The organism is Serratia sp. AKBS12, assembly GCF_024793895.1.
In the GTDB taxonomy this organism is placed as follows: Bacteria; Pseudomonadota; Gammaproteobacteria; order Enterobacterales; family Enterobacteriaceae; genus Serratia_F.
The window spans coordinates 263,857-286,068 of the sequence record NZ_JANUSB010000007.1 but is presented as its reverse complement, the minus strand read 5'-3'; the positions used below and the strand labels follow the sequence as shown (position 1 = coordinate 286,068).

The following is a 22,212-nucleotide window of genomic DNA, read 5'->3' as shown; positions in this document are numbered from 1 at the left end:
TGGCCTGGCAACGCAAGGCGCCCGTGTTTCAGTTGAGGTAAACGGCGTTGACATGATGGTTGACGATATTCTCCCGCAGCAGAAACAGTCCTGAATCATTTTTAACCCCCAGTTTGCGCATCGCATTACATTTATGCGCGCTGATGGTTTTAATGCTGCGCTGACGCAGGCGAGCAATTTGAGAAATGGACAAGCCGTTGAACAGGCACATCAGCACGTCATTTTCACGCTGGGTCAACGCTTCCAACCGGGCCGGATCATGCCTGTCGGTTTGCGCGAACATCTGGACAAACTGTGGGCTGTAGATCGTTTCGCCGGCCAGAGCACGCCGAAACAGCGCACCCGCCTGCGGCAGCGGCTCGTCGCGAGAAACCAGGCTCACCTGCGTGAACTGCCGCAGCGCCTGCATCACTTCACGCGGATGCTGCCGCGCATAGACGATGATCGGCATTGCCGGAAAGTGCTGACAAAGCATTTTTATCGCATTAACGCCATGTGTCACGCTCTCCCCGATACCGCAGATATCGGTGATCAACACGTCCACTGGCTGTAATTTTAACGAGATAAACACGTCATGCAATTTGTTGCTTTGCAGTTGTATGTCCACTTGTTGGTCAAGCTGTTGGCAAAAATGCGCCAGACCGTACAAGTTCAGCGGGTAGGGATCCATCAAAGCGATAGTTTTTCTGGTGGTGTTATTTGAGTTCATTATTCCTCTCCTTATCAGGATGCAGTGCTATTACCTGTATTGCGGTGTGATATTGATGACTTGTCGCCTACGCCGAAATAACGGCAATGGTAGCCATGCTTATATTCCCCTTTCGATATATCACCCAACGCCGAGCAGGTAGGTTACTTACTGAAATTGATAGTTATTTTCCGCATTAACCAAAAACGTTGAAAATAGAGAAACTCGACGACAGTAAATCAAAAATAACGAAAATTGGCGTTAACCTGGGTAGCCTATTGCAATAATTACAGGGCAAATAAAGCAGCACCCTCACCTTTCCATTAGGCACAAGACCGGGAAAGCAAAATAACCTGACAGCAATCCCGTATCTTTGAACACCATAATTACCGTTGCGCCAGGGCCAATAGCCTAATTACCCGCGGTGTCATTCGCAGTGACTGCGGCAGGCCTTCAACTCCGGCATTTGTACAGTGGACGTCGCCAACCAGTTTTAATACGTCGCGGGTTTTCTTGATGTTCAAAGGACAGCGCAGCAATTGGCCGTTATCAATAAGCCAAAGCGCGTTAACCTTGCCGTTGCTTTGCAACGTAAAGCGCCCGTCGTCACCAAGTTCAGGCAAAGGCTGATTCAACACTTGAGCATGAGCCAGCGGCCGGCCTGCCGGTGATAGTGCACGGCCAAGGTAAATCCAGGTCACCACGGCATTGACGTCGCGCACCACCAGATGGCCAGGCGTCATGAAGTAGTTACCGGAACCTCCGCCCTGGGCAACGCTGGCAATACCACTGCGGACGTTGGTAACGTCCTGCACGTCGACCGAGGCCATTTGATAGCCCTCGGTGAGCATGAGCGTTGAGTCACCGAAAGCAAGCATTACCGGTCGGTAGCTGCTCCCCCGCACGTTGGCCGCATCACCGGCGTTTTCATCACTCTTGCCGACGCGCACCGCTACCCCGGCAGCCGGCTCCCCGCCGCCACCGCCGCCCATAAAGATGCCCTCACGCGAAACGGCCAGTGCTGAAGAATAACCCGCAGTCGCCGAGGTGCGGCTGCCGTAGCCTTTACTGTGGTTTTCACTCAACGTACCGGTTAAATCCCCGTAACGCCCCGTGACTCGACCGGAAAGGCCACCGGTGTAGTTGCTGCTCTTGTCACCGGAGAAATTCACCCCCAGTTCGCGGTAAAGCCCCTGCTGCCACATCATGGTGTGATTGAGGTTATAGTTGGTTTGCGACGCAGTGCCGCTGCGATAGTCGATCCCTGCACTGCTGTAGCTATCATGGCCACTTGCCGCTGGTGGCTGCGAGGCTCGGGATAGGCTGAAACCCAGAAATACGCCGTTGTCATTTACGCCAGTATTGGTATTACGGTAAGCGCCGCCGCGAGCGCTCACCGAAATTCCGCGCACGTTAAACGCGCGGTTGGCAGCAATCTGCCATGCTTTGGTTCGGCTACCTTTTACCCTGTATGGCTGCCCCGGAGACAAGGCGTCTTGCGCCGTGGAAGACCAGAAGGTGCGCCCTTTGTTTTTGACTTCCGAATAGCCAATCGTCGCCGTCCAGTCGGCTACCGGCACCGATAAGGTCGTATTCAGCGAGGTATAACAACCGGTATTGACCGGTGAGTCTGACTGCGCTTTGCTGCACGTCGAACCACCGGCATTGTAACGATACAGGCTCAGCTGGAACCCGTCGGTAAAGGTCACCTGCTGAGTGTCACCCCGTACGCCGTCGTTGCCGGTAAAATAGCTACCGTTCACGCCCAGAACGCCAAAGCTCAACGGTTGCTGCACGTCTAAACGCGACTCGCTATAAACGTGGGTGTTTGCCATCGATACGCCGGTGGTAAACTGCGTGTTTGGTAGCAGCCCGAATTGTATGCCCCCGGCGGCAACCGCTTTGTTTTTCACACCACCCGTACCGTTATTGCCGGTATCGAGGCTGCCCCCCTGCAAGAACCATTGCAGGCCATTGCTAAACCCACTGCCGCTCTTGCTGAACGGGTACTGTTCCGTTCTTTGTAAAACGCCGTCTTCATAAACCCGCAGTTCAATCTGATAGGAACCGCCGGGAAATGAATCACTGTTAATCGCATTCAAACCGGCCGGTAAATATTGGCTCCCGAGCAGCTGGCTGCCACGGTAAATATCTATCCGCGCATTTCTGTTGGTTTGCACCATAAGCGGCGTCGCGTCCTGGCTGACGTTAAAGTTCATATAGGCCGCGGTCGTACCCACACGGACACCGTTAAACCTATCAAGCGGAAGCATGGAAAAACCGAAGTTGCCGCCGAGTTGACCTGACAGGTTGCGCTGATCCATGCGGCCGCCCTGTAGGTAATACCGTTGTCCGAGATCCTGACGGGCATAAAGGTTGCCAAACCAGAACTGGTTGTTTTGGTAGCTATCGACCTGGTTCCAGGCATAGGCCCAATCTCCGCCTAAATAGCGGTCCTCGCCGAGACCTAGCGCTCCGGCGCCGTTAAAGGTCAGGTTCTGGCTATTTTTGTCGCCGCTGTAATTAAAGGTTTGACGATGAATGAACGCGTTATATGCCTGAGGCGTGAGGGAGTGGAAGCGCTCGTTCGGTAACGTCGCGGCTATCCAGGCCGGATTGAAAAACAGCAACACGGCACCTTGGGTTTCATCCAGAATGGCTGCAACCGTATCGGTTTTAACATAGCCGCATCCCGGAAAGCTCGAACCATTGCAAGCCAGGTTGCCATTACGGGCCAGGGGCTGGTTTAATGCCTGCTCAAGCGGCACGCGCTCCTGTTCGGGTATCCGCTCTGTTCCGATCGCCGCCAACACGGAAACGGGGTCTTTAAACTGTACCGTATCGGGCTTTACTTCAACCGTAAAAAGGCCAAGGGAGCGCCCGCCAAATTTTACGTCTAGCTGTTCTTCCTGCCCTTCCAGCAACGCCTCGAAACCCGGCGGGACTTTCAACCCGTCGGCTGTGGCAGCAAAGCTCAGTAAGACAGCCAGGGAAAGCAAGGTAAGTTGAGGACGCAAAGGAAAAACCTCCATGTAAAAAACCAATGCTGAAGAAGGCGCGAACGCAAAAGGATCGCGCCCTTATCCAACTAGTTAATCGCCATCACGCAGGGTTTAACCCCTGAGCGGAACTGCTTAAGTAGCAGACGGCGCAATGCTCATAACGAGGCTGACAACGCCTTGATAAGAACCGGCGGTTGCCACCACACCCGGCGTTTTCTGCCCAACGGTCAGCTCCATAGGAATAGAGCCGCCATTGATCAGGCCGACAGGTTGGCCATTGGCAATACCGGTAGGGTAGAGGTCGGTAGCCTTGAGCTTGGTTGCAACCGTGCTCAGCTTGGTACCGTTAAAAGAGACGGACAGCGGAATGGCTGCCGCCGACGGGTTGGTCACGGAAGCCAGCACCGGTTCTGCCAGCAGTTGGACGTTAACGTCCTTGGTCAGGTCATTGGTGTAAATCTTGGTGCTCAGTTTTTCGTTTAGCAGGCCGGTACCCGGCATATAGCGCATACGCAGCGATTGCGGCAGAGCCGAACCGTCCGCCTGCAACAGTTCAACGGTCGGATCAATATCTGCGATAACAGTAATGTCCTTTTGCACGGCAAATGCCGACACGGAGAACAATGAAGCCAGGGTAATAGCCATCAGCTTATGGGTGGTTTTCATTTAAATTTCCTTATTTATTTACTTTAAAGATGCACCGGCGACCAAGGTTGCTGTCGTCGGCGCAGAAGCGCCTAAGCGGTATTCCACACGCAAGGCTGCTGGTGTAATCCCGGAAGGCAGCGCGAGCTCCTCACCGGGATAGACGCTGGTGTCGACTTTTTTCCAGTTACAGTTGTCTTCATTGGCGCACTGGGCAACGCGGAGCACGCCATAACGCAGGTTTCCCTTGTTAATCAGTTTGCTGCCGTCTGAACTACGCAGCAGTTCCGGACGCTGTTCGGCAGGCATCAGGCGAACGAGCACTCCCCAAACCAGGTTTACATTTACACGGGTGGTTTCTTTCGGCTGTTCAGCGCCGTCATCCAGCGTCGGAACCGGCTCAAAATAGACTCGCCACGCCTCTTCCTTTTCTGGCGTGCGCAGGCTGATAATCCGCACCGTACGCGTCACGCCAGCGGACAGGGCGAACTTGTCGGGGGAAACGACGATACCGGGATCGCCGACCGGGGTTTCTTCTGTTTCATACGGGGTTGCCGGGCGGCTGATGCGTTTTACCGTCACGCGAACGTATTGCGTGGCTTCCGACTTTGAGATCACCTGTAACGTGGTGGCTTCTTGCCTGGTTTCGTCGATCATGGCTGACATAGGATAAACAGTCATATTTGCGCGAGCTGCACTGGCGGCCAGCAGCAAACAGGCGGCCAACCCGGTTTTGCTCATTAATGAATATTTTGTTTTACGTCGCACGTTGTTACCCCATGAATAATGTTCCGCTAACGGTGTCGCGGATTAACTTAATGTTTATTCTTGGGTTTTAACTAATAAACTAAGTTGAATTAAGCGTTATACTTTTAAATTAAAAAAACATGTTCCTTAATAAAACCCGCATTGCAGCCAGCCCAGGAAAAAACCGGCAATAGGCAGAATTATTATTCAAGAGATTCCATCCAAATATCTGCCAAACCGGGTTTATACCGACGCAAGATCGAACCCGGCTGCCAGACTTAGCTTACCAAGGAGTTAGATGCTGATTGGCAGCATCGCCGGTATATGATTAGAGAAGATAGAATAAAACGGATAAGTTAACGGCCATGAAACGCTTCACGCCAACGGCGTAGTACTGCCGCGCAGTGCCACGCCGTTGGCTGCTTTTACTTGCTGCCGTGCATCGTCGATTCTCTTTTGCACCCGGCAGGTAAATGACGAGCTGCCGCAAACGCCCTAGCGGAGGCAGGTTCCGCCACCGGCAGGCCTGGGGGCACCCGTGGTAAGTTTGTGCTAGGGTGCCAAGGCGGTTGCTGCCAGCGTCAAGCGTAGCACGCCGGTATATCGCCCGGCCGTTTTAGCGGCTTTGGCGAACGGCAGCACGCTGAGCGTCAGCGGCGTGGGGGTGCACACCACCGGGAACGAAATGCCCGGCAGCGACACCGGCCGGATCAGCGCGCTGTTCACCCCGGCCAGGTTAATTTCTGCGCCATTGCTCACCACCTGCGGCTTGCCGTTGTAACTGAGGGAAACGCGGTAATCGACGCGGCTGCTGGCATCGCCTACGTTGCCGCCGGCACGAACCACAGAAAAGACATCGGCTGCGCGACCGCCCGCTGCCAGCAGATCGGATACCGTCAGCTTCAGCCACGAACTGTTGGCGTTATAACCGTCGTACAGGCAGGCGTCGAGGGTGGTACCACCGCTCACCTGCCCGCCCGCAGCGGTGGAAAGCGGCTGGGTTCGCAGATTGAGATCGACCAGCGGTGCCGCGGTGCCAAAGGCAGGTAAATAAATATCGCCGTGGTGGCGGTCGGTCACGTCCAGCGTGATATTCGCGGTCCAGGTGGCGACCTGCTTATATGGATCCCACTCCATCTGCTTGAGGATCAGGCTGGCCTGCCACACCCCGCCGGTGGGGATCTTTTGGTATTCCGCAGGATCGATATATGCCGACAGCGCCTGGCCGTTGTATGTCGGGAGACCATTGCAAACCATAAAGGATGGCGCGTTTATCCTCAGCGAGCCAAGGTATGCCTCGCAGTCGTTGGTAGGGTTAGCATAAAAGTATTTAGCCGCAGTCACGTTTAAATCCACCGAGAGCCTGCTTCTTTGTTCGGTAAACCTTAGCCGAATCGAAGTTGTAGCTCCCCATGCCCCTCCCCATACTGAAGTGGTGGGGCAAGCACCATGGCTTGAGTCCGAGGCAGACAGACAGTTCCAGCTGTCCCGGCTTCTTATAGCTGGATTGATATTATCACCCGCTCGCTCGTAGTCCCACAGGGTGAGCCGAGCAGCCGGCAAGGCAGATTTGTCATAGGCAACGGTATACGCAACGGTATGGTCCGACACCTCCACCGCGGCAGCGTGGCTTATGATAAAAAAAGACAATAGCGTGGCGAAGAGCTGTGTGAGTTTCATGCTGATTGCTTACCCGATATAAAGGTTATAGATAATTAGCCAACGCGCGGTATAACAACGCCAGCATGACGCAGGTAACATTATGCCGGTTGATACCGGTAAATAACGGCGGTAACCACAAAACCAGCAATGACACCGTTGGCAACAGATAGTCGTCTAACTTATTCACTATGCGTAAAAGGATCGTACCCATATTTATCAACCATCGGGCGTCTGGCCGATTGTTTACTGATAGGTCATGGTCATCAGCACCGTGCTGCTGAACTTACCCGCAGATGTGCTGCCACCGGGGCTGTATAAACGGCCAGCCAGCAGGAAGGTGGCATTGCGCAGCCCATCGACAGCGGCAGTCATAGTGCTACCAGGCCCCTGCACCTTACCGGTGTCGGCCTGTTGTGCCACCTGCAATGCTATGCCGGTGGCCCCGTCCGCCAGCTGGTTGGCATACAGCGAGCTATCAGCAGCAGCTTTGCTGCCGTCAAAGGTGACGCTAACCTGCCGGGTCGACGGCGGGCAGTTAACCAATTTGACGGCAACGTTCTTCCAGTCGCTGGCAGTGCCGGCGTTCTTCAGATCGGTACTGCGCAACTTTTCGAAATCAATGGTCTGGCTGACCGAGCCGCTGTCCATCTGGCACGGGCTGGCAATCACCTTGCCGGTAATATTGATTTCACTCGCGACAGTGGCGAAACTCAGCAGGTTGCCGAGAACCAGCAAGAGCGCGGTGGTTAGGTGAGGCATAAACATTCCCCATATTTATTGATAGGTGAGCGTGGCTACCACAACCGCCTTGACGGTGCCGGGCGTTGCTTTCCCATTACTTGCAACTATTCGCGTACGCATCGGCCAGGTGGCGGAACGGCTGCTATCGACATCAACCGCCCAAGTCACTCCATTTCCTAAATTAACGTTTGTATCTCTCGCTAGTGCAATGCTGATTCCGGTCGCCGTTCCGGTGTTGATATATCTATGGATTGGTGCGTCCGGGGCGGGCGTACCGCTAAAACTGGCCGTCACCTTGGTGGTTCCTGCCGGGCAGTTTTTCACTGACATGCTAAATGCTTTCCACGGAGTGGCTGCATCGACAGCAGCCAGATCGCTTGCTGGAATATCCCCCAAATCGACATTAATGCTGCTGGTACCATCAACCACGCAGGGGGCAGCGATCACATTGCCCGTAATATTAATGGTCACCGGATCGGCATAGGCAGCCCCTGAGATGCCCCCCGCCAGCAGCAGCCAGGCTAACGAGATGTGAAAAATACGATTCATTATTTTCTCCATAAAATATCGGCATAAATTAACGGTATGGATCCCTGCCTATTCAGTAATGCTGCCGGCTCCGATAGCGAATTATTGATACGTCAGGTTCAAGGTCGCCGTGGCATTGGCTTTGCCCGGTTTTACTGCTCTTTTATTGATAGGTTAGCGTGGCTACCACTACCGCTTTGACGGTGCCGGGCGTTGCATTACCTTTCATGGCAACCATCCGCGTGCGCATCGGCCAAGTGGCAGTACGGTTAGCAGCCACATCAACCGCCCAACTACTGCCATCAGGCAGATTTACAGCGGTATTCCTAGCCAACTCCACCCCTATTCCCGTCGCCGTCCCCGTGTTTAAATATCTCCACAAAGGGCCATCTACGTCAGGCGTACCGCTAAAACTGGCCGTCACCTTAGAGGTACCAGCCGGGCAGTTTTTCACCGATATGCTAAATGCTTTCCACGGAGTGGCTGCATCGACAGCAGCCAGATCGCTTGCAGGAATATCCCCCAAATCGACATTAATGCTGCTGGTACCATCAACCACGCAGGGAGCAGCGATCACATTGCCCGTAATATTAATGGTCACCGGATCGGCATAGGCAGCCCCTGAGATGCCCCCCGCCAGCAACAGGCAGGCTAGCGAGATGTGAAAATGACGATTCATTATTTTCTCCATAAAATATCGGCACAAATTAATGGTATGACTCCCTGCCTATTCAGTACTGTTGCCGGCTCCGATAGCGAATTATTGATACGTCAGGTTCAAGGTTGCCGTGGCATTGGCTTTGCCCGGTTTTACTGCACTCTTGGTCTGGTAATAGCGCGCCGCAAAAGGAAAGGTTTCTACGCCGCCGGTAGAGGTTTTTAATAACAGATTGGTATCGCGCTTCAGCGGTGAGCCGTTATATAAGATCTGCACCCCAAGCCCGTCGGCGACGCCTGCCGTGCCGGCATTGGTCAGCGCCAGAATATCGCTATTGGCAATATCGGCATTGGCGGTACCGCTTAATGAGGCATTAACTTTTGTATTGGCGTTACAATTCAGATCTAGATTAAAGTTTTTCGATAAAGATGTAGGTCCTACACCTTTAAATACAGATGTGACCATGTCTCCAAAAATAACCTGAATACTCTTCGCCGAGGTGGAACAAGGTATAATCGTATTCCCTGAAATAGTCAGCCCTGCGATGCCTAATACGGCCCCTCCATTCTCCACCACGATAAAGTCTGGTGATGAGTAGGTAAAACTACCAGCGGTCATTTCCCCCTTTGTTTTCACTAGCTCTATTTTTATCATTTGATTCCCAGTACCCCATGCTGGAGTCCCTGAACCAGCGGTCACAGTAATAGGAGTAGAAAATGGAACCCCTTGCGGAGTCGTTGGCATGCCATAATATGCGACGGCACTCCAACTCGACACCTTTATGCCAACCCCTGGCAAGTTGGTTGAGTAAACCCCGTTATCTAAGACAGTACCAGACATATTTGCTTTGAATAAAAAGGAAAAACTCAACCCCCCTGGATCGCAAATTATAGCCGTATGCCCCCCCAATGAATCTAATTTAATTTCTTTTGTAAATAGAACTGTACCCACTGGTGTTTCATTTGAAACTATTACATTACCAACATTCCAAATCGCGTTATATTTTGTATTTGTAGTGGTGAATTGACAGCTGGCAATTCCTTTTATCGACATGAGTGCGAGCAATAGACCAATAATAAAAGGGAGTTTTCCTTTCATATATTTTCCTTATTTACAATAACCATTAACCATCATCACGCCGCTTTGCGGCTGCGTCTTCGGCAGGCTGTAACTCACCCGACATTGCTCACTCGCACCTTTACCCCATTGCACCTGTAGCGTGCCGCTGCCGTTTAGCCCGGTCAGGTAGACCTGCCCGCCGTCACCAACGATAAAGCCCTGTGCGCTGGCGGCTGCCAGATCGGTAACCGTGGCGCCGAACGGTACCGGCACGCCCCCCTGGCGCAGTAATGTCATCAACGCCCGCTGCCCGACGCTGGCGCTATAGCTGGCGCGCGCCACCGCGCCGCGCGTGGGGACCACCGTCTGGTTGGTTTGCGCCAGATCCACGTCGTCCGGCAGCGTTTCGGTGTTCAGCCCAATGCTATTCTTGCGGTATGGGCTGACGTACGGCACGATGGCGTAGCCGCGCCAGTCGGTGTTTACCCCGGTCTGGTTGCTGACGCCGACGCCGGCGGCTCCGGGCGCCTGCACCAGCGCGACGGTTTCCCCCAGCGGCTGGCCAAAGGTGACGCCGTTAGCGTGTGCAATGATGCCGCCTTGCAGCCCGTAGTTCAGGCGGCGACTGCTGTGGTCATAGCCATAGCCGGCGATGACTTCCGCATAGGTGCCACGATAATCGGCATTCAGATTGCCACTGTTGCCAACCCCCCGGTTACCGAAGCCCTGCTGTGCGCTCCAGCTCAGGTTGTTATCGGCCAGCGCCGTGCCGTTGATGCCGAGGCTATGGGTGGTGCCCCCCTGTTTGCCGGTGTTCAGGCTGTAACTGGCATAGGTGTTACTCAGCCAGCGATCCAGCGGTACGCTGACGTTAAAGGCAAACAGCTGGTCTTTGTCATATCTCCGTGCGCCGCCGCTACCGGCGAGCGAGTTGCGGTTATAGCTGTAGTTCAGCCCATAGCTGATCCCGTTCCAGCTGTTGTTATAGCCGGTGCCGAGCGACTGCGTCCTGCGACCGCTGTTCCAGTAATCCTCACTCACCAGGTTAAGGCTGAGTGAACCGGCTCCCTGCCACAGGTTCTGGTTGACCGTCATCTCGGCGCGGTTGCGGCGGCGCTCCACTGATGGCCCGCTCACCCCGCCGCGATAGGTATCCAGCACTTCTTGCAGGCTGTAGTAGCCGGCGGTCGAATAGCGATAGCCGGCAATGGCGAAGTTGGTGCCGCTTTGCACGATATTTTTGCTATAACGCACCCGCCACGACTGCCCCTGATCCTCTGAACGCTCCTTTTGGGTCGACCAGGCCTGTGTAACGTCGGCCGACAGCGCGCCGAAGTCGCCAAGGTTCTGGCCCAGCCCCAGCGCCAGCGAGCGATAATGGTCGGCAAACTGGCCGCCGCCGTAAACGGTCATGCCATACGGCAGACCATAGATCGCCGTCCCCTGGCCAAAGGCCGTTTGATCCACGCTGCGGTCATAAGAGCGATACTGCCCGCCGGTCAGGCTGTATTTGAAGCGCCCCTCACGCTGCAATACCGGTAGGGAGGCGAATGGCACCACCATTTTCTGTTCGCTGCCGTCGGCTTCTTTGATAGTGACGTACAGATCGCCGCTGCCGCCGGTCGGGTACATGTCGGTGATTTCAAACGCGCCCGGCGCGACGTAGCTTTGGTAAATCACATAGCCGTTCTGCCGAATTATCACCTGGGCATTGCTGCGGGCGATACCGCGCACCACCGGCGCATACCCCTTGAGGCTGTCCGGTAGCATGTCGTCATCCGTCGCCAGTTGGGCGCCACGGAACGACACGCTGTCGAACACGTCCGACGGCGAACTGCTGTCGCCCAGCGTCAGTTGGCTATCGAGTGCCGCAATAGCGCGCTGCCCATAGGTATATACCGTGTTCCACTTATCCTGCCCGTCACCGCTGCGACTGTAGGTGGTATAGTTACGCAGCCGCCAAGCGCCAAGGTTGAGGCCCGGTCGCAGGTTAAGGTACTGGCTGCTGCTGTTCTTGCCGCCATTGCCACGCGCAGAGTTATTGGCACCGGTGGCGCTGTAGTTCAGCAACAACGCGGGGATCCCCTCATCCCACTGAGCGGGCGGGAGGTAGCCACGGGCCAATTGCGCCAGCGCGGCCTGCGGAATGCTCAGCAGCAGCTGTTGGTTGCTGAACCGGAACTGGGCGCTAGCCTGCGGGATAGCGCTTAATTCGGCACATTGGGCGTTGCTGTCACCCAGGCCGGGGAACAGTTGGGTCTTGACGCCCATGTCGGCCAGCGCCTTGACGCTCAGGCAGGGTTGCAGGCTGGATTTGCCGTCGGCGCCGTTTTGCAGGGTAAACTCAACGTCACGGGTCTCTACCGCCTGATTATTAATGTAGATATCCACGCGGTAGGTGCCTGGCGCCTGCGTGTCGCCGTCTTCGAATACCGACAGATCGGCGTTGCCCTGCTGCGGGTTATCGAGCTGCAACAAGGCCGGATTAAAATAGTCACGTGCCTGCACGCTCAGCGGCAACCCCGTCAACGCAAGCTGAGCGGCAATCAAATAGGCCAGGCGCTTGATTGGCATAGGCTTGCATTTCTCGCCGAGACTGAGTGTGTTTTTCATCCGTACGTATGCTCCGTTACCTGCAAGTCTTTCGTCACGCCTGCCTCCTGAAATGCCAACGCCTATACAAGTGCGCTTTTAACTTGCTCGGTTGTCGGCAGGCTTAAAGATGGCCGGTATGCGCCGTGCCGATGCCGCCATAGTCATTAATGATCTTCCATTGCACCACGCCGCTGCCGACGCCGGCCGGCAGGGTGAAGCGCGCGCTGCTCATCGGAGCGACGTAGGTAGCGTCGGGCACCTCTTTGCCACCCACCGTCACCGACTGGAAGTTCATATAGAATGGTGTCGGATTGGTTACCTGCAGCTGGCTGCCGCTACGCTGCCACTTCAGCTGCGCGGTAAACTCCTCGGGCTGTCCCTTTAATCCCGTTGGGCGGAAAATCAGCTTGATACGGGTCTTGACCGCAATTTGCAGCGTGTTTTTGCTTTCGTCCTTTGGCGAGGAGGGGATGGACTTGATGTTCATCCAGAACAGGGATTCCCTGTCTTCCGGCAGATTGCCGCCGGCGCGTACTACGCGCAGCACGTTTTCCTGACCGCCATCCAGCCGGAACAGCGGTGGCGTGATAATAAAGGGGGCTTTCTCAGCGCCACCGCTCTGGGGTTCGATCCAGGACTGCATCAGATACGGGATCTTGTCCGGGTTGCTGACACTCAGTGAAGACTCCTTCTTGCCGCCGTCATACACCAGCCGGGTACCACCGACGACCACGCCGGCCTGCGCCATATTCGCCGTCATCAATAACGCGGCAATCAGCATGTTTGGCCAAATATTCATTGCTTACAGCTCCGCTGAGGAAATTAGGGTTTAGGGAAACGGCCGACGGCAAATGCCGCCGGCGCACAACGCAAAACCCCCTGCGCCAGGCAAGGGGAAACTTGCCTAGTTGTAGTTAACGGTGAAGTTGGCGACGGCATTTGCCGGGCCGGCGGTTACGGTTGCCGCGGTGGCAACGTAGCGCGCAATAAAGGCAAGGTCGTTAACGACATCGGCGCCACCGGTAGTGCCAGCGGTGCTTGGGGACAGTTTGTAAGGGGCAGATTCGTCGAACAGCGGCAGTACTTTCTGTGAGGCGTCAGTCAGCTGAATGCCGACGCCAGTTGCAACGCCGCTTTCCTGGGTCAGTGCCAGCACGCCGTTGTCTCCGTCAGCCGCAGGACCGTCAAACTTCACCGTCGCGCTGGTTACGCTGGCAGGGCAGCCGCTCAATTGCAGGGTAAATTTGGTCGGCGATGCCGTAGAGCCGGCACCGGAGAAAGCGGTCTTGGCCACCTTGCCCAACGTGACGTCCAATGGCGAACTGACGCTGTTGACGACCTGACAGGCTGAATCAAGGATTTCGCCCTTGAAGTTGATCTGGCCGTCGGCCGCAAAAGCAGAAGATAGACTCAATGCTGCGGTTGCCGCCATCGCCATAACGAGCAGGTTGTGTTTCATGTATTGCTTTCCTTTTTAGTGAGTACATCGTGTATACGTAATTACTACGGCAATCAATTGCCACGGAGTTAAGGGTAATTCGCCGACGACTTGCTGCGCCTGATGAATACCACGCTATAAACCGAGAAGGGTGTACGACGGAGCACAATGTAAAGACAGACCGCAATTTTTTCTAATAAACTATTTTCAATTAACAATGAATGAAATTATTTAGATGGGAATTTAAGCGAGGAGATTTAAAGTTTTATGATTAATTATAAAATATCCGGTTATTTTACCCCGGCGCGTTCGGTTTTCGGCCACCAACATACACTTTACCTAGCGAATGGCTCCCGTACGACAGGGCCGACGGCCCGCTCTGGCGCGCTATCGCTGTGATTTAACTCTTAATCAGATAAAATAAGCTCGACTTATCCGTCCAGCACCGGCAATCCGCTTTGGCAAGGTGCAAATTATAAAGTCAGAGATTACCAACGTGAGAACAACCGAGGGTTTCTGCCATTAATTGAATCGTGTTCACAAAAACCCGCAAGCGGACAGGCAGGTTTATAACACCACGAAAAAAACGGAATAATCGGCAAGGAAAATATAATGTTTATTATTCTCTCTGATTAAATCTAATCTCTTAATACCATTTAACAATGGTTTAAATAGTGGCGACCACACTGTCTTTTTCACAACAAGGAGCTGTTGATTATGAAACACACCGTTACCGCTGGGCTCTTCACCCTCGTCGCCGCTTTCGCTTATTCTTCCGTGGCGTCGGCGGCCGATGCCCTCACCGGCTGTGCAGCCAAACGCGCAGAAATCGAATACCAAATCGGCTACGCCAAGGCGCATAACAATGTCCACCAGGTTGCTGGCCTACAGGCGGCGCTGGACGAAACCGTGCGTAACTGCACCGACGACGGCCTGCTGCGCCAACGGCAGGCCAAAGTTGCCGAAAAGCAAAGCAAGGTTGCCGAGCGCGAGCATGAATTGCAGAACGCACGCGAAACCGGTAGCCAGAAGAAGATAAAACAAAAAGAGAAAAAACTGGCCTCTGCCAAAGAAGAACTGGCCGAAGCGCAACAGGCGCTCAGCCACTAACCTGCGCCAAACGCCTTATTGATGTTCCTGGCGTTAATACTCGGTGACAATTCCTTTCTCCTTCTTCCCCCGATGGGAGTTGTCACTTTTTGCCACCGCGACTTCCGTTAGCCATTACCCTACCCATCATCCGTTTCCTCCGCCCTGCTCTTGGCGTTGTGTCATGCACAGCACACAGACAATCGTGATAAGCCCAGCGCGGATCGCAATAGCCGGTATTCGACCGACGCAAAAATAGAGTACAGTTCATGCAGCCGCCCCGCCACCAGGCTACACCGCGGGCATGCGACTACACTGAAGAAGTGACACCGATGACAATATTGGACGCTGGCAACCTACGGCGTCCGTGATGAATAAGGAAGACATATGAGTTGGCCATTCCTTGCGGTATTCTTTTCCGGTTGGCTGTTCGTTGATGCCGCTTACCGTGGCCCACGCTGGCAGCGCTGGGTGTTCAAACCGCTTACCCTGCTGCTATTACTGCTGCTGGCCTGGCAAGCGCCAGTGCTGGGGCCGGCCGGTTATCTGATCGTGCTCGGGTTGTTGGCCACGCTGGTCGGCGACGCCCTGTTGCTACTGCCACGCGAGCGCGTATTGTACGCCATCGGCGCATTTTTCCTTTCGCACCTGCTGTATGCCCTGAGCTTCGCCAGCCAGATGACCTTCAGCCTGTTCTGGCCATTGCCGCTGACGCTGCTGATCGTCGGCGCACTGTTGCTGGCCACGATATGGACACGCCTGGAGGCGCTGAAATGGGCCATCACCGCCTATGTTGCCATGACGTTGCTGATGGTGTGGCTGGCAGGGGAACAGTACTTCCTGCGCAGTACCGATTACGGCTTCTCGCTGCTGGCGGGGACCTCGCTGCTGCTGCTGGCCAACGTGGTATGGCTGCTGAACCGCTATCGCCTGCAATTCCGCGCTGCCGACGCCGTGGTGGCCCTGTGCTACTTTGGCGGCCATTTCCTGATCGTACGCTCGCTGTTTCTGTAGTTCGCCACGGGTTCGCGCCGGCGAACCCTCCGCTCAGCGCAGCGGCGTCAGCGTCAGGCCATCGGCGGCACCGATCGCATGGCGATATACCGCGCCGTCGCGCGAAAAGAACGCCAACGTACTGCCATCGGCCCGCAGCAATGCAATACCGTCCGGTGCCGCGCGCCAACCAATGGCTTCGGCATTGAAAATGCCCTTGAGGCACTGCTGCCGATCGCGTAATTGGTAGCCGTTGGCGTCATGTTGTGCCTCGGCCAGCAACTCCAGCCGACATTGCCGTTCACCGTTGGCTAACTGCCATTGTCCCGCCAGACTCTGTGCGGAAGGAAGAACCAGACTGCTGGCCATAACCACCCCTGTCATTAAAATGCTGCCCGCCATCATAGCGTCGCGGAAAATGCGTTTTATCATGGACGACTCGCTGGTTAACTCGTAAGGGCCGGCGAACCGGCCCACAACACACGTCGACAATCAGACGATAAAGTCGGTAGCAATCTCCGCCTGCCCGACAATCTTCACCAGGAAGTCCGGCGTCTGCTGACCACTGAGGTTCAATGCCAGATCGCTGACGTTACTGGCGGCATCGTAGGTTAACAGCGCTTCGCCCGCCGCCCCGCTGAAATGATCGACGAACTGAATGAAGTCAGCGCCTTCGGCACCCTGGTTGAAGAACGACAGATCGATCTTGTCGATGCCCTTCTGGAAATCACGGATCCAGTCGGTTGCGCCCGGTTTGGAATCGCTGGCGGCAGCAAACACAAAGATATCACTGCCTGCCCCGCCCCACAGCTCATCAGCTCCGCCGCCGCCGAATAGCACGTCGTTGCCGGCACCGCCCTTCAGCAGGTTGTTAGCCTGGTTGCCGACCAGCACGTCATTGCCGGAACCGCCAATGGCGTTTTCGATCGTCACGCCTGCGGCAATGGAAACGTTGCCTTTCAGCCCACCGACGTCCGAAAACGATTTCTCGTTCAGGTTGATACGCTGATTGGCAGTATAACCGGAGAAGTCGAAGGTATCTTTGCCGCCGCCATCCCAGGCGGCAAAAATCACTTTTTGCGCGTTGCTGCCGGTGCTGAGGAAGTCGCGACCGGTATTGGAATTGAAGCCATACACCGTATCACCGGTACGTGTCGACATATTGGCACCATACAGGTGCTGAATGGCAGAAATGTCATCAAGCAGCGGAGCCGCAGAATAATGTCCGCCGTTATCGCCGCCGGTGTTGGTTTCACTCCAGTAGCTCATCAGGCTGAACATGCGCGTATCTTCGGCGTAGCTGACGTCCTTGTAACTCGGATTGCCTTCGCCAGCGTTATAGTCACCCGGGTGGCTCAACCCCAGCGCGTGGCCGATTTCATGGGTAAAAGTCTGGCGGCCATAGTCTTCAGAGGCGGGGTGCTGGATGTTGGACTGGTTGATGTTGTACCAGCTCTGGCCTGAAACGTTGCCCGACCCCGGCAGCCAGGCATAAGCCTGAGAGTCATAGTCGGTGTTGCCGTACCGATCCTGGCTGTAGTTGCCAAAGGTGATATTGGCCTTCTGACTGCCGGAAACCTCGGTAAAGGTAATATTGGCGACGTCAGCCCAGGACTGGAGCGACAGCTTCGCCTGCTGCTGCTGCTCAGCGCTGAACTTGCTCAATCCGCGATCGCCCCCGGCGTTGGCCGAATTGAATGTGTAGTCCGGGAAGGCATAAGTCAATTTCACCGGCGTATCAAATACGCCTTTGCCATTCCAGGTCTGATTGGAGCGGGTGATATACAGCCCGGCCTGCTCGGTAGTAAACGAGTCCTTGCCATTAATCTGAATGCCATTGCCTCGCTGATGATAATGCAGCAAATCATTAACGGCATCGTAGCCGGTAGTGGTTGCAGCGAGGTTAGATTCAGTAATTTCTATTGCCTTTTTTGTCGATTGCATGGGTTCGATTCCACTCATTATTTGACCATTATCGATCAAACAGATAGAGATAACCTTCCTTTTGACCGCAGCAGGCATGCCGAAGCCGCTAAGAAAGGGGTTAATCTGCCAGTCATGGCAGTGGTAAAGACGGAATTAATGCATAACAATCAGAAAATAAGATCACCATCCAAAATGGTAATCGTTTCCAAGTATAGGCAGGACAATAAAACACCACACAGCACAAATGACTTTTTATTTATGTAACGAAGGTTATTTAAACTACTTATTTACGCTTACCGCATAGATTCGGCAGTTTAATCTATCCGTGTTGGCAATAAGAGCCAATAAAAATGCCTATTGCAGCCATAGAGAATCATGCTGGCATTTTTCTGTAAAAAAGCGCCTGTCACACCAACGGAATAAGTTAATAAACTTTTATTATTAACCTGATGAACTAATTAATGTCGCGTAAGGGTATGCGGCGACGCGGTGAGAATTATTAAGGTTGATTACTATGCTGCCTATTGGAGGAAATGCCCACGGCTGGCGCAGCATGGTGAACCACATCCCTGTGCTTACCCGTGCGGCCAGCCTGAAAGCAGATGGCGCAAATTTGCGCCCGGCACATTTGCCCGGCGGCCCACACCACTACGCTACGCTCGCCCTACGGTCCGGCTTTGTCGGCAAGCTGAATTATTCTCATTCCCCTGCTTGACTCTGGAGTTGGCTCCAGGGTGTACAGTCGGCAAGGTGAGCACCACTAACTGCCGAAGGGGGCATTATGCAGACACGTCAATCACAGCACACACATTCACATAGTCATAGCGACAGCGCTTGTGGCTGCGGCCACGATCATGCCAAAGCCCAACACGGCTGCAGCAGCGAACAACCAGCAACGGTAGGCGCGCAGCAAACGGCGCAGCAGCCATGCCAAAGCGCGCATTGTTGCAGCAGCGGCGATCCCGCAGATCCGGACGAAGAAAGCGACAGGCTGGCCGCTGCCCCCCCTTCCGGCAGTCAGCGTTTTAGTTGGAAAGTCAACGGCATGGATTGTCCAAGCTGTGCGCGAAAAATAGAAAATGCCGTCACCGCCATCCCCGGCGTCGACAGCGCCCGCGTGCTGTTCGCCACGGAAAAACTGGTGGTCGACGCGCAGAGCGATATCAGCCAGCGCGTGCAAGATGCGGTCGGCAAGGCTGGCTTTACCCTGCTCGGCATCGGTGACCAGGCAAAGGCAGCGGCGGTAACCCCGTCGCGGCTGGCTGAATACGGCCCCTTACTGTTAATGGCCGCACTGATGGTCGTCAGTTGGGCGCTGAACGCCATTAACCCGCAGTTTGGCCGCATCGCATTTATTGCCACCACGCTGGTGGGGCTGGCGCCGATCGCCAGCAAAGCGCTGCGTCTGATCCGCAGCGGTACGCCGTTCGCCATCGAAACGCTGATGAGCGTTGCAGCCATCGGCGCGCTATTTATCGGCGCCACGGCCGAAGCGGCGATGGTGCTGCTGCTGTTTATGGTCGGCGAACTGCTGGAGTCCTACGCAGCCAGCCGTGCGCGCCGCGGTATTAGCGCCTTGATGGCGCTGGTGCCGGAAGACGCCCTGCTGATCCGCGGGGAACAGCGGCAACGGGTGCCGGTTGCCAGCCTGCGCCCAGGCGATGTGATTGAAATCGCCCCCGGCGCCCGCCTGCCAGCCGATGCCGAACTGCTCAATGCCTTTGCCAGCTTCGATGAAAGCGCACTGACCGGCGAGTCGGTGCCGATCGAACGCCAGCAGGGCGAGAAAGTGGCGGCGGGCAGCCTGTCCGTCGATCAGGCCGCGCAAATGAAAGTGGTTTCCGAACCGGGCAACAACGCCATCGATCGGATCCTGCAACTGATTGAAGAAGCAGAAGAACGTCGCGCTCCCATCGAGCGTTTCCTTGACCGCTTCAGCCGTTATTACACCCCGGCGATCATGCTGCTGGCGGTCGCGGTAATTTTGGTGCCGCCACTGCTGTTCGCACAGCCGTGGGAAACCTGGATTTATCGTGGTTTGACGCTGTTGCTGATTGGCTGCCCGTGCGCGCTGGTCATTTCGACGCCGGCGGCGATCACCTCCGGGCTGGCAGCCGCCACGCGGCGCGGTGCCCTGATCAAAGGCGGCGCAGCGCTGGAACAGCTGGGCCAGGTGCAAACCATCGCCTTCGATAAAACCGGTACCTTGACCGAGGGTAAACCGACGGTAACCGACGTACTGCCGATCGGCGATGTCGATCGGCAACGCTTGCTGGTGCTGGCCGCGGCGGTCGAAGCCGGCTCGCACCATCCGTTGGCACAGGCGATCGTTCGCCATGCCGAGCGCAACGGCGGCCTGCTGCCCTCAGCCGCCAATCGCCGTGCGTTGGCCGGCATGGGAGTAGAGGGCGAGATCGACGGACAACGCGTACTGATTGGCGCGCCGGCCAAGGTCGCCGACGGCCTGCTTTCCGAGCAATGGCAAAATCGGGTCGAACAGTTGGAAAATGCTGGCAAAACTGCCGTGGTGGTATTGGCAGATGGCGTGCCGCTCGGGTTGCTGGCATTGCGCGATACGCTGCGCGGCGACGCCAGGCAGGCGATTGAGGCGCTCCGTGAGTTGGGTATCAACGGCGTCATGCTTACCGGCGACAACCCACGCGCCGCAGCGGCTATCGCCGGTGAGTTGGGATTGGATTATCGCGCCGGACTGCTGCCGGAAGACAAGGTCAGCGCGGTGAATCAACTGAGCCTGTTGCGGCCGACGGCGATGATTGGCGACGGCATCAATGATGCGCCGGCGATGAAAGCGGCCAGCATCGGTATCGCCATGGGCAGTGGCACCGACGTCGCGCTGGAAACCGCCGACGCGGCGCTGACCCACAACCGACTGCTGGGCATCGCGGAAATGGTGCGTATTTCACGCGCGACCCATGCCAATATCCGGCAGAACATCACCATCGCGTTAGGGCTGAAAGGCGTGTTCCTGATTACCAGTCTGTTGGGACTGACCGGCCTGTGGCTGGCCGTGCTGGCCGACTCCGGCGCGACCGCGCTGGTGACGCTGAACGCATTGCGGCTATTGAAGAACCGCCAGTGATCCGCTGATAACCCCGCCAGACTGCCGGCAACCGGCGGTCTGGCGTCGCGAAATGGCTAGCGGGGTAACGCCAGCCATTCGACAAGGGGGCGCCGCGTTTTAGCGCCACACCGCTGCGCTAGCTTAGACACCTTTGCGCAGCAGATAGCGATACGGTGCGCGATCGGTTTCCTGCGCCACCAGCGTATGCTCCATAAAGCGACAGAAACCGGGAATATCGCGGGTAGTGGCCGGATCGTCGGCAATAATCAGCAGCGTTTCGCCGTTGTCCATATGACGAACGGTCTTGCGCACCATCATCACCGGCTCCGGGCAGCGCAGGCCAAGCGCGTCGAGGGTTTGGTCCGCCTCGGAAAAAATATCAGTCATGCAGTTTGTCTCGATCAATACGATCGGCGAACGCTCGCCAGATCTTATAGCGCTATAGTTTACGCCGGTGTTTTTTCTGTGCAAGGGACGTTAACGTTTGCGTGTATTTTAACCGTTTATTTCATTGCATTGGTTGCGCAAACGCGTATCATGCCGCCGCGCGGAAAATTTATCGCGCCACTATTTTCTGGTCATATACTCAACGTAGATTGCAAGCGCGGCAAGCCCGCTTCGGCTATGGCGAGTATGGGTTCCCTCACCCCATTATTCAAAAAGGTCAGTTATGTACGCATTTACCGCTCAACAGCGCCTGAACGCGCTGGTATGGCTATCGTTGTTCCATATTGTCATCATCACCTCCAGTAACTACCTGGTGCAGTTGCCAATTACCGTTTTCGGCTTCCATACCACCTGGGGGGCGTTTACCTTCCCGTTTATCTTCCTGGCGACCGATCTTACCGTGCGCATTTTCGGCGCGCCTCTGGCTCGCAGGATCATTCTTGCGGTGATGGTGCCGGCGCTGTTTATCTCCTATGTGATATCAACCGTCACCTATCAGGGGGAATGGCAGGGCTTTGCCGCACTGGGCCAGTTTAACCTGTTTGTGGCGCGCATCGCCGTGGCCAGCTTTATGGCCTACGTGCTTGGCCAGATCCTCGATGTTCACGTCTTCAACCGCCTGCGCCAGCGCAGCGCCTGGTGGGTGGCTCCCGCCGCCGCGATGTTCCTCGGCAATATCAGCGATACGCTATCGTTCTTCTTTATTGCCTTCTACAAAAGCAGCGACGCCTTTATGGCCGCCAACTGGGTAGAAATCGCACTGGTGGACTACAGCTTCAAGGTGCTGATCTGCCTGATATTCTTCCTGCCGATGTACGGCGTATTGCTTAACATGCTGCTCAAACGTCTGGCGAACCGCAACCCTGACGGTTCGCTGCAACTGAGTTAACCTGCCGATTCGGTTATCATGGT

Annotated in this window: 19 protein-coding genes; 4 read left to right on the top strand and 15 right to left on the bottom strand. The window is 55.5% G+C overall.

Annotation, left to right across the window (positions count from 1 at the left end):
- Positions 1 to 28: 28 nt before the first annotated feature.
- The 12 genes from NYE85_RS05885 to NYE85_RS05830 form a co-directional block, all read right to left on the bottom strand.
- The gene (locus tag NYE85_RS05885) at positions 29 to 709 is read right to left on the bottom strand and encodes a response regulator transcription factor (protein ID WP_259003684.1); all 681 of its coding nucleotides are present in this window, start codon (positions 707 to 709) and stop codon (positions 29 to 31) included.
- A gap of 365 nt (positions 710 to 1,074) precedes the next feature.
- Positions 1,075 to 3,705: a TcfC E-set like domain-containing protein gene (locus NYE85_RS05880; protein ID WP_259003683.1), complete on the bottom strand. Its 2,631-nt coding sequence runs from the start codon at positions 3,703 to 3,705 to the stop codon at positions 1,075 to 1,077.
- Between the two features lie 117 nt (positions 3,706 to 3,822).
- Entirely contained in the window at positions 3,823 to 4,356 is a 534-nt protein-coding gene (locus tag NYE85_RS05875; RefSeq protein ID WP_259003682.1) for a fimbrial protein, read from the bottom strand.
- An 18-nt stretch (positions 4,357 to 4,374) separates the two neighbouring features.
- Positions 4,375 to 5,103: a fimbrial protein gene (locus NYE85_RS05870; protein WP_259003681.1), complete on the bottom strand. Its 729-nt coding sequence runs from the start codon at positions 5,101 to 5,103 to the stop codon at positions 4,375 to 4,377.
- A 531-nt stretch (positions 5,104 to 5,634) separates the two neighbouring features.
- The gene (locus NYE85_RS05865; protein ID WP_259003680.1) at positions 5,635 to 6,762 is read right to left on the bottom strand and encodes a CfaE/CblD family pilus tip adhesin; all 1,128 of its coding nucleotides are present in this window, start codon (positions 6,760 to 6,762) and stop codon (positions 5,635 to 5,637) included.
- Positions 6,763 to 6,987: 225 nt separating this feature from the next.
- Complete coding sequence (locus tag NYE85_RS05860) at positions 6,988 to 7,503, bottom strand: fimbrial protein (protein ID WP_259003679.1); 516 nt, start codon at positions 7,501 to 7,503, stop codon at positions 6,988 to 6,990.
- A 15-nt stretch (positions 7,504 to 7,518) separates the two neighbouring features.
- On the bottom strand, positions 7,519 to 8,034 hold the full coding sequence (locus NYE85_RS05855) for a fimbrial protein (RefSeq protein ID WP_259003678.1): 516 nt from the start codon (positions 8,032 to 8,034) through the stop codon (positions 7,519 to 7,521).
- A 142-nt stretch (positions 8,035 to 8,176) separates the two neighbouring features.
- Positions 8,177 to 8,692, bottom strand: coding sequence for a fimbrial protein (locus tag NYE85_RS05850; RefSeq protein ID WP_259003677.1), 516 nt, complete (start codon positions 8,690 to 8,692; stop codon positions 8,177 to 8,179).
- A gap of 81 nt (positions 8,693 to 8,773) precedes the next feature.
- A complete protein-coding gene (locus NYE85_RS05845) occupies positions 8,774 to 9,769 on the bottom strand; it encodes a fimbrial protein (protein ID WP_259003676.1) in 996 nt (331 codons plus the stop codon).
- Positions 9,770 to 9,778: 9 nt separating this feature from the next.
- Complete coding sequence (locus NYE85_RS05840; RefSeq protein WP_259003675.1) at positions 9,779 to 12,343, bottom strand: fimbria/pilus outer membrane usher protein; 2,565 nt, start codon at positions 12,341 to 12,343, stop codon at positions 9,779 to 9,781.
- A gap of 103 nt (positions 12,344 to 12,446) precedes the next feature.
- Positions 12,447 to 13,124: a molecular chaperone gene (locus NYE85_RS05835; protein ID WP_259003673.1), complete on the bottom strand. Its 678-nt coding sequence runs from the start codon at positions 13,122 to 13,124 to the stop codon at positions 12,447 to 12,449.
- 105 nt (positions 13,125 to 13,229) lie between these two features.
- Positions 13,230 to 13,784, bottom strand: a complete 555-nt coding sequence (locus NYE85_RS05830; protein WP_259003672.1) for a fimbrial protein — start codon at positions 13,782 to 13,784, stop codon at positions 13,230 to 13,232.
- A gap of 696 nt (positions 13,785 to 14,480) precedes the next feature.
- Here NYE85_RS05830 and NYE85_RS05825 point away from each other — a divergent pair.
- Both NYE85_RS05825 and NYE85_RS05820 read left to right on the top strand, forming a co-directional pair.
- Entirely contained in the window at positions 14,481 to 14,873 is a 393-nt protein-coding gene (locus NYE85_RS05825) for a DUF1090 domain-containing protein (RefSeq protein WP_259003671.1), read from the top strand.
- Between the two features lie 366 nt (positions 14,874 to 15,239).
- Positions 15,240 to 15,866, top strand: coding sequence for a lysoplasmalogenase (locus NYE85_RS05820; RefSeq protein ID WP_259003670.1), 627 nt, complete (start codon positions 15,240 to 15,242; stop codon positions 15,864 to 15,866).
- A gap of 33 nt (positions 15,867 to 15,899) precedes the next feature.
- On the opposite strand, the gene NYE85_RS05815 is transcribed toward NYE85_RS05820, so the two are convergent.
- Positions 15,900 to 16,214, bottom strand: a complete 315-nt coding sequence (locus tag NYE85_RS05815; protein ID WP_259003669.1) for a protease inhibitor Inh/omp19 family protein — start codon at positions 16,212 to 16,214, stop codon at positions 15,900 to 15,902.
- A 123-nt stretch (positions 16,215 to 16,337) separates the two neighbouring features.
- Positions 16,338 to 17,789, bottom strand: a complete 1,452-nt coding sequence (locus NYE85_RS05810; RefSeq protein ID WP_259003668.1) for a serralysin family metalloprotease — start codon at positions 17,787 to 17,789, stop codon at positions 16,338 to 16,340.
- 763 nt (positions 17,790 to 18,552) lie between these two features.
- Between NYE85_RS05810 and NYE85_RS05805 the strand changes: the two genes are divergently transcribed.
- A complete protein-coding gene (locus NYE85_RS05805) occupies positions 18,553 to 20,871 on the top strand; it encodes a zinc/cadmium/mercury/lead-transporting ATPase (RefSeq protein WP_259003667.1) in 2,319 nt (772 codons plus the stop codon).
- A 123-nt stretch (positions 20,872 to 20,994) separates the two neighbouring features.
- On the opposite strand, the gene tusA is transcribed toward NYE85_RS05805, so the two are convergent.
- Positions 20,995 to 21,240 carry a sulfurtransferase TusA gene (tusA, locus tag NYE85_RS05800; RefSeq protein ID WP_259003666.1) on the bottom strand — a complete coding sequence of 82 codons (246 nt, stop codon included), beginning with the start codon at positions 21,238 to 21,240 and terminating at the stop codon, positions 20,995 to 20,997.
- 283 nt (positions 21,241 to 21,523) lie between these two features.
- Here tusA and NYE85_RS05795 point away from each other — a divergent pair, with 283 nt between their 5' ends.
- Positions 21,524 to 22,189, top strand: a complete 666-nt coding sequence (locus NYE85_RS05795; RefSeq protein WP_259003665.1) for a 7-cyano-7-deazaguanine/7-aminomethyl-7-deazaguanine transporter — start codon at positions 21,524 to 21,526, stop codon at positions 22,187 to 22,189.
- The last annotated feature ends 23 nt before the right edge of the window (positions 22,190 to 22,212 follow it).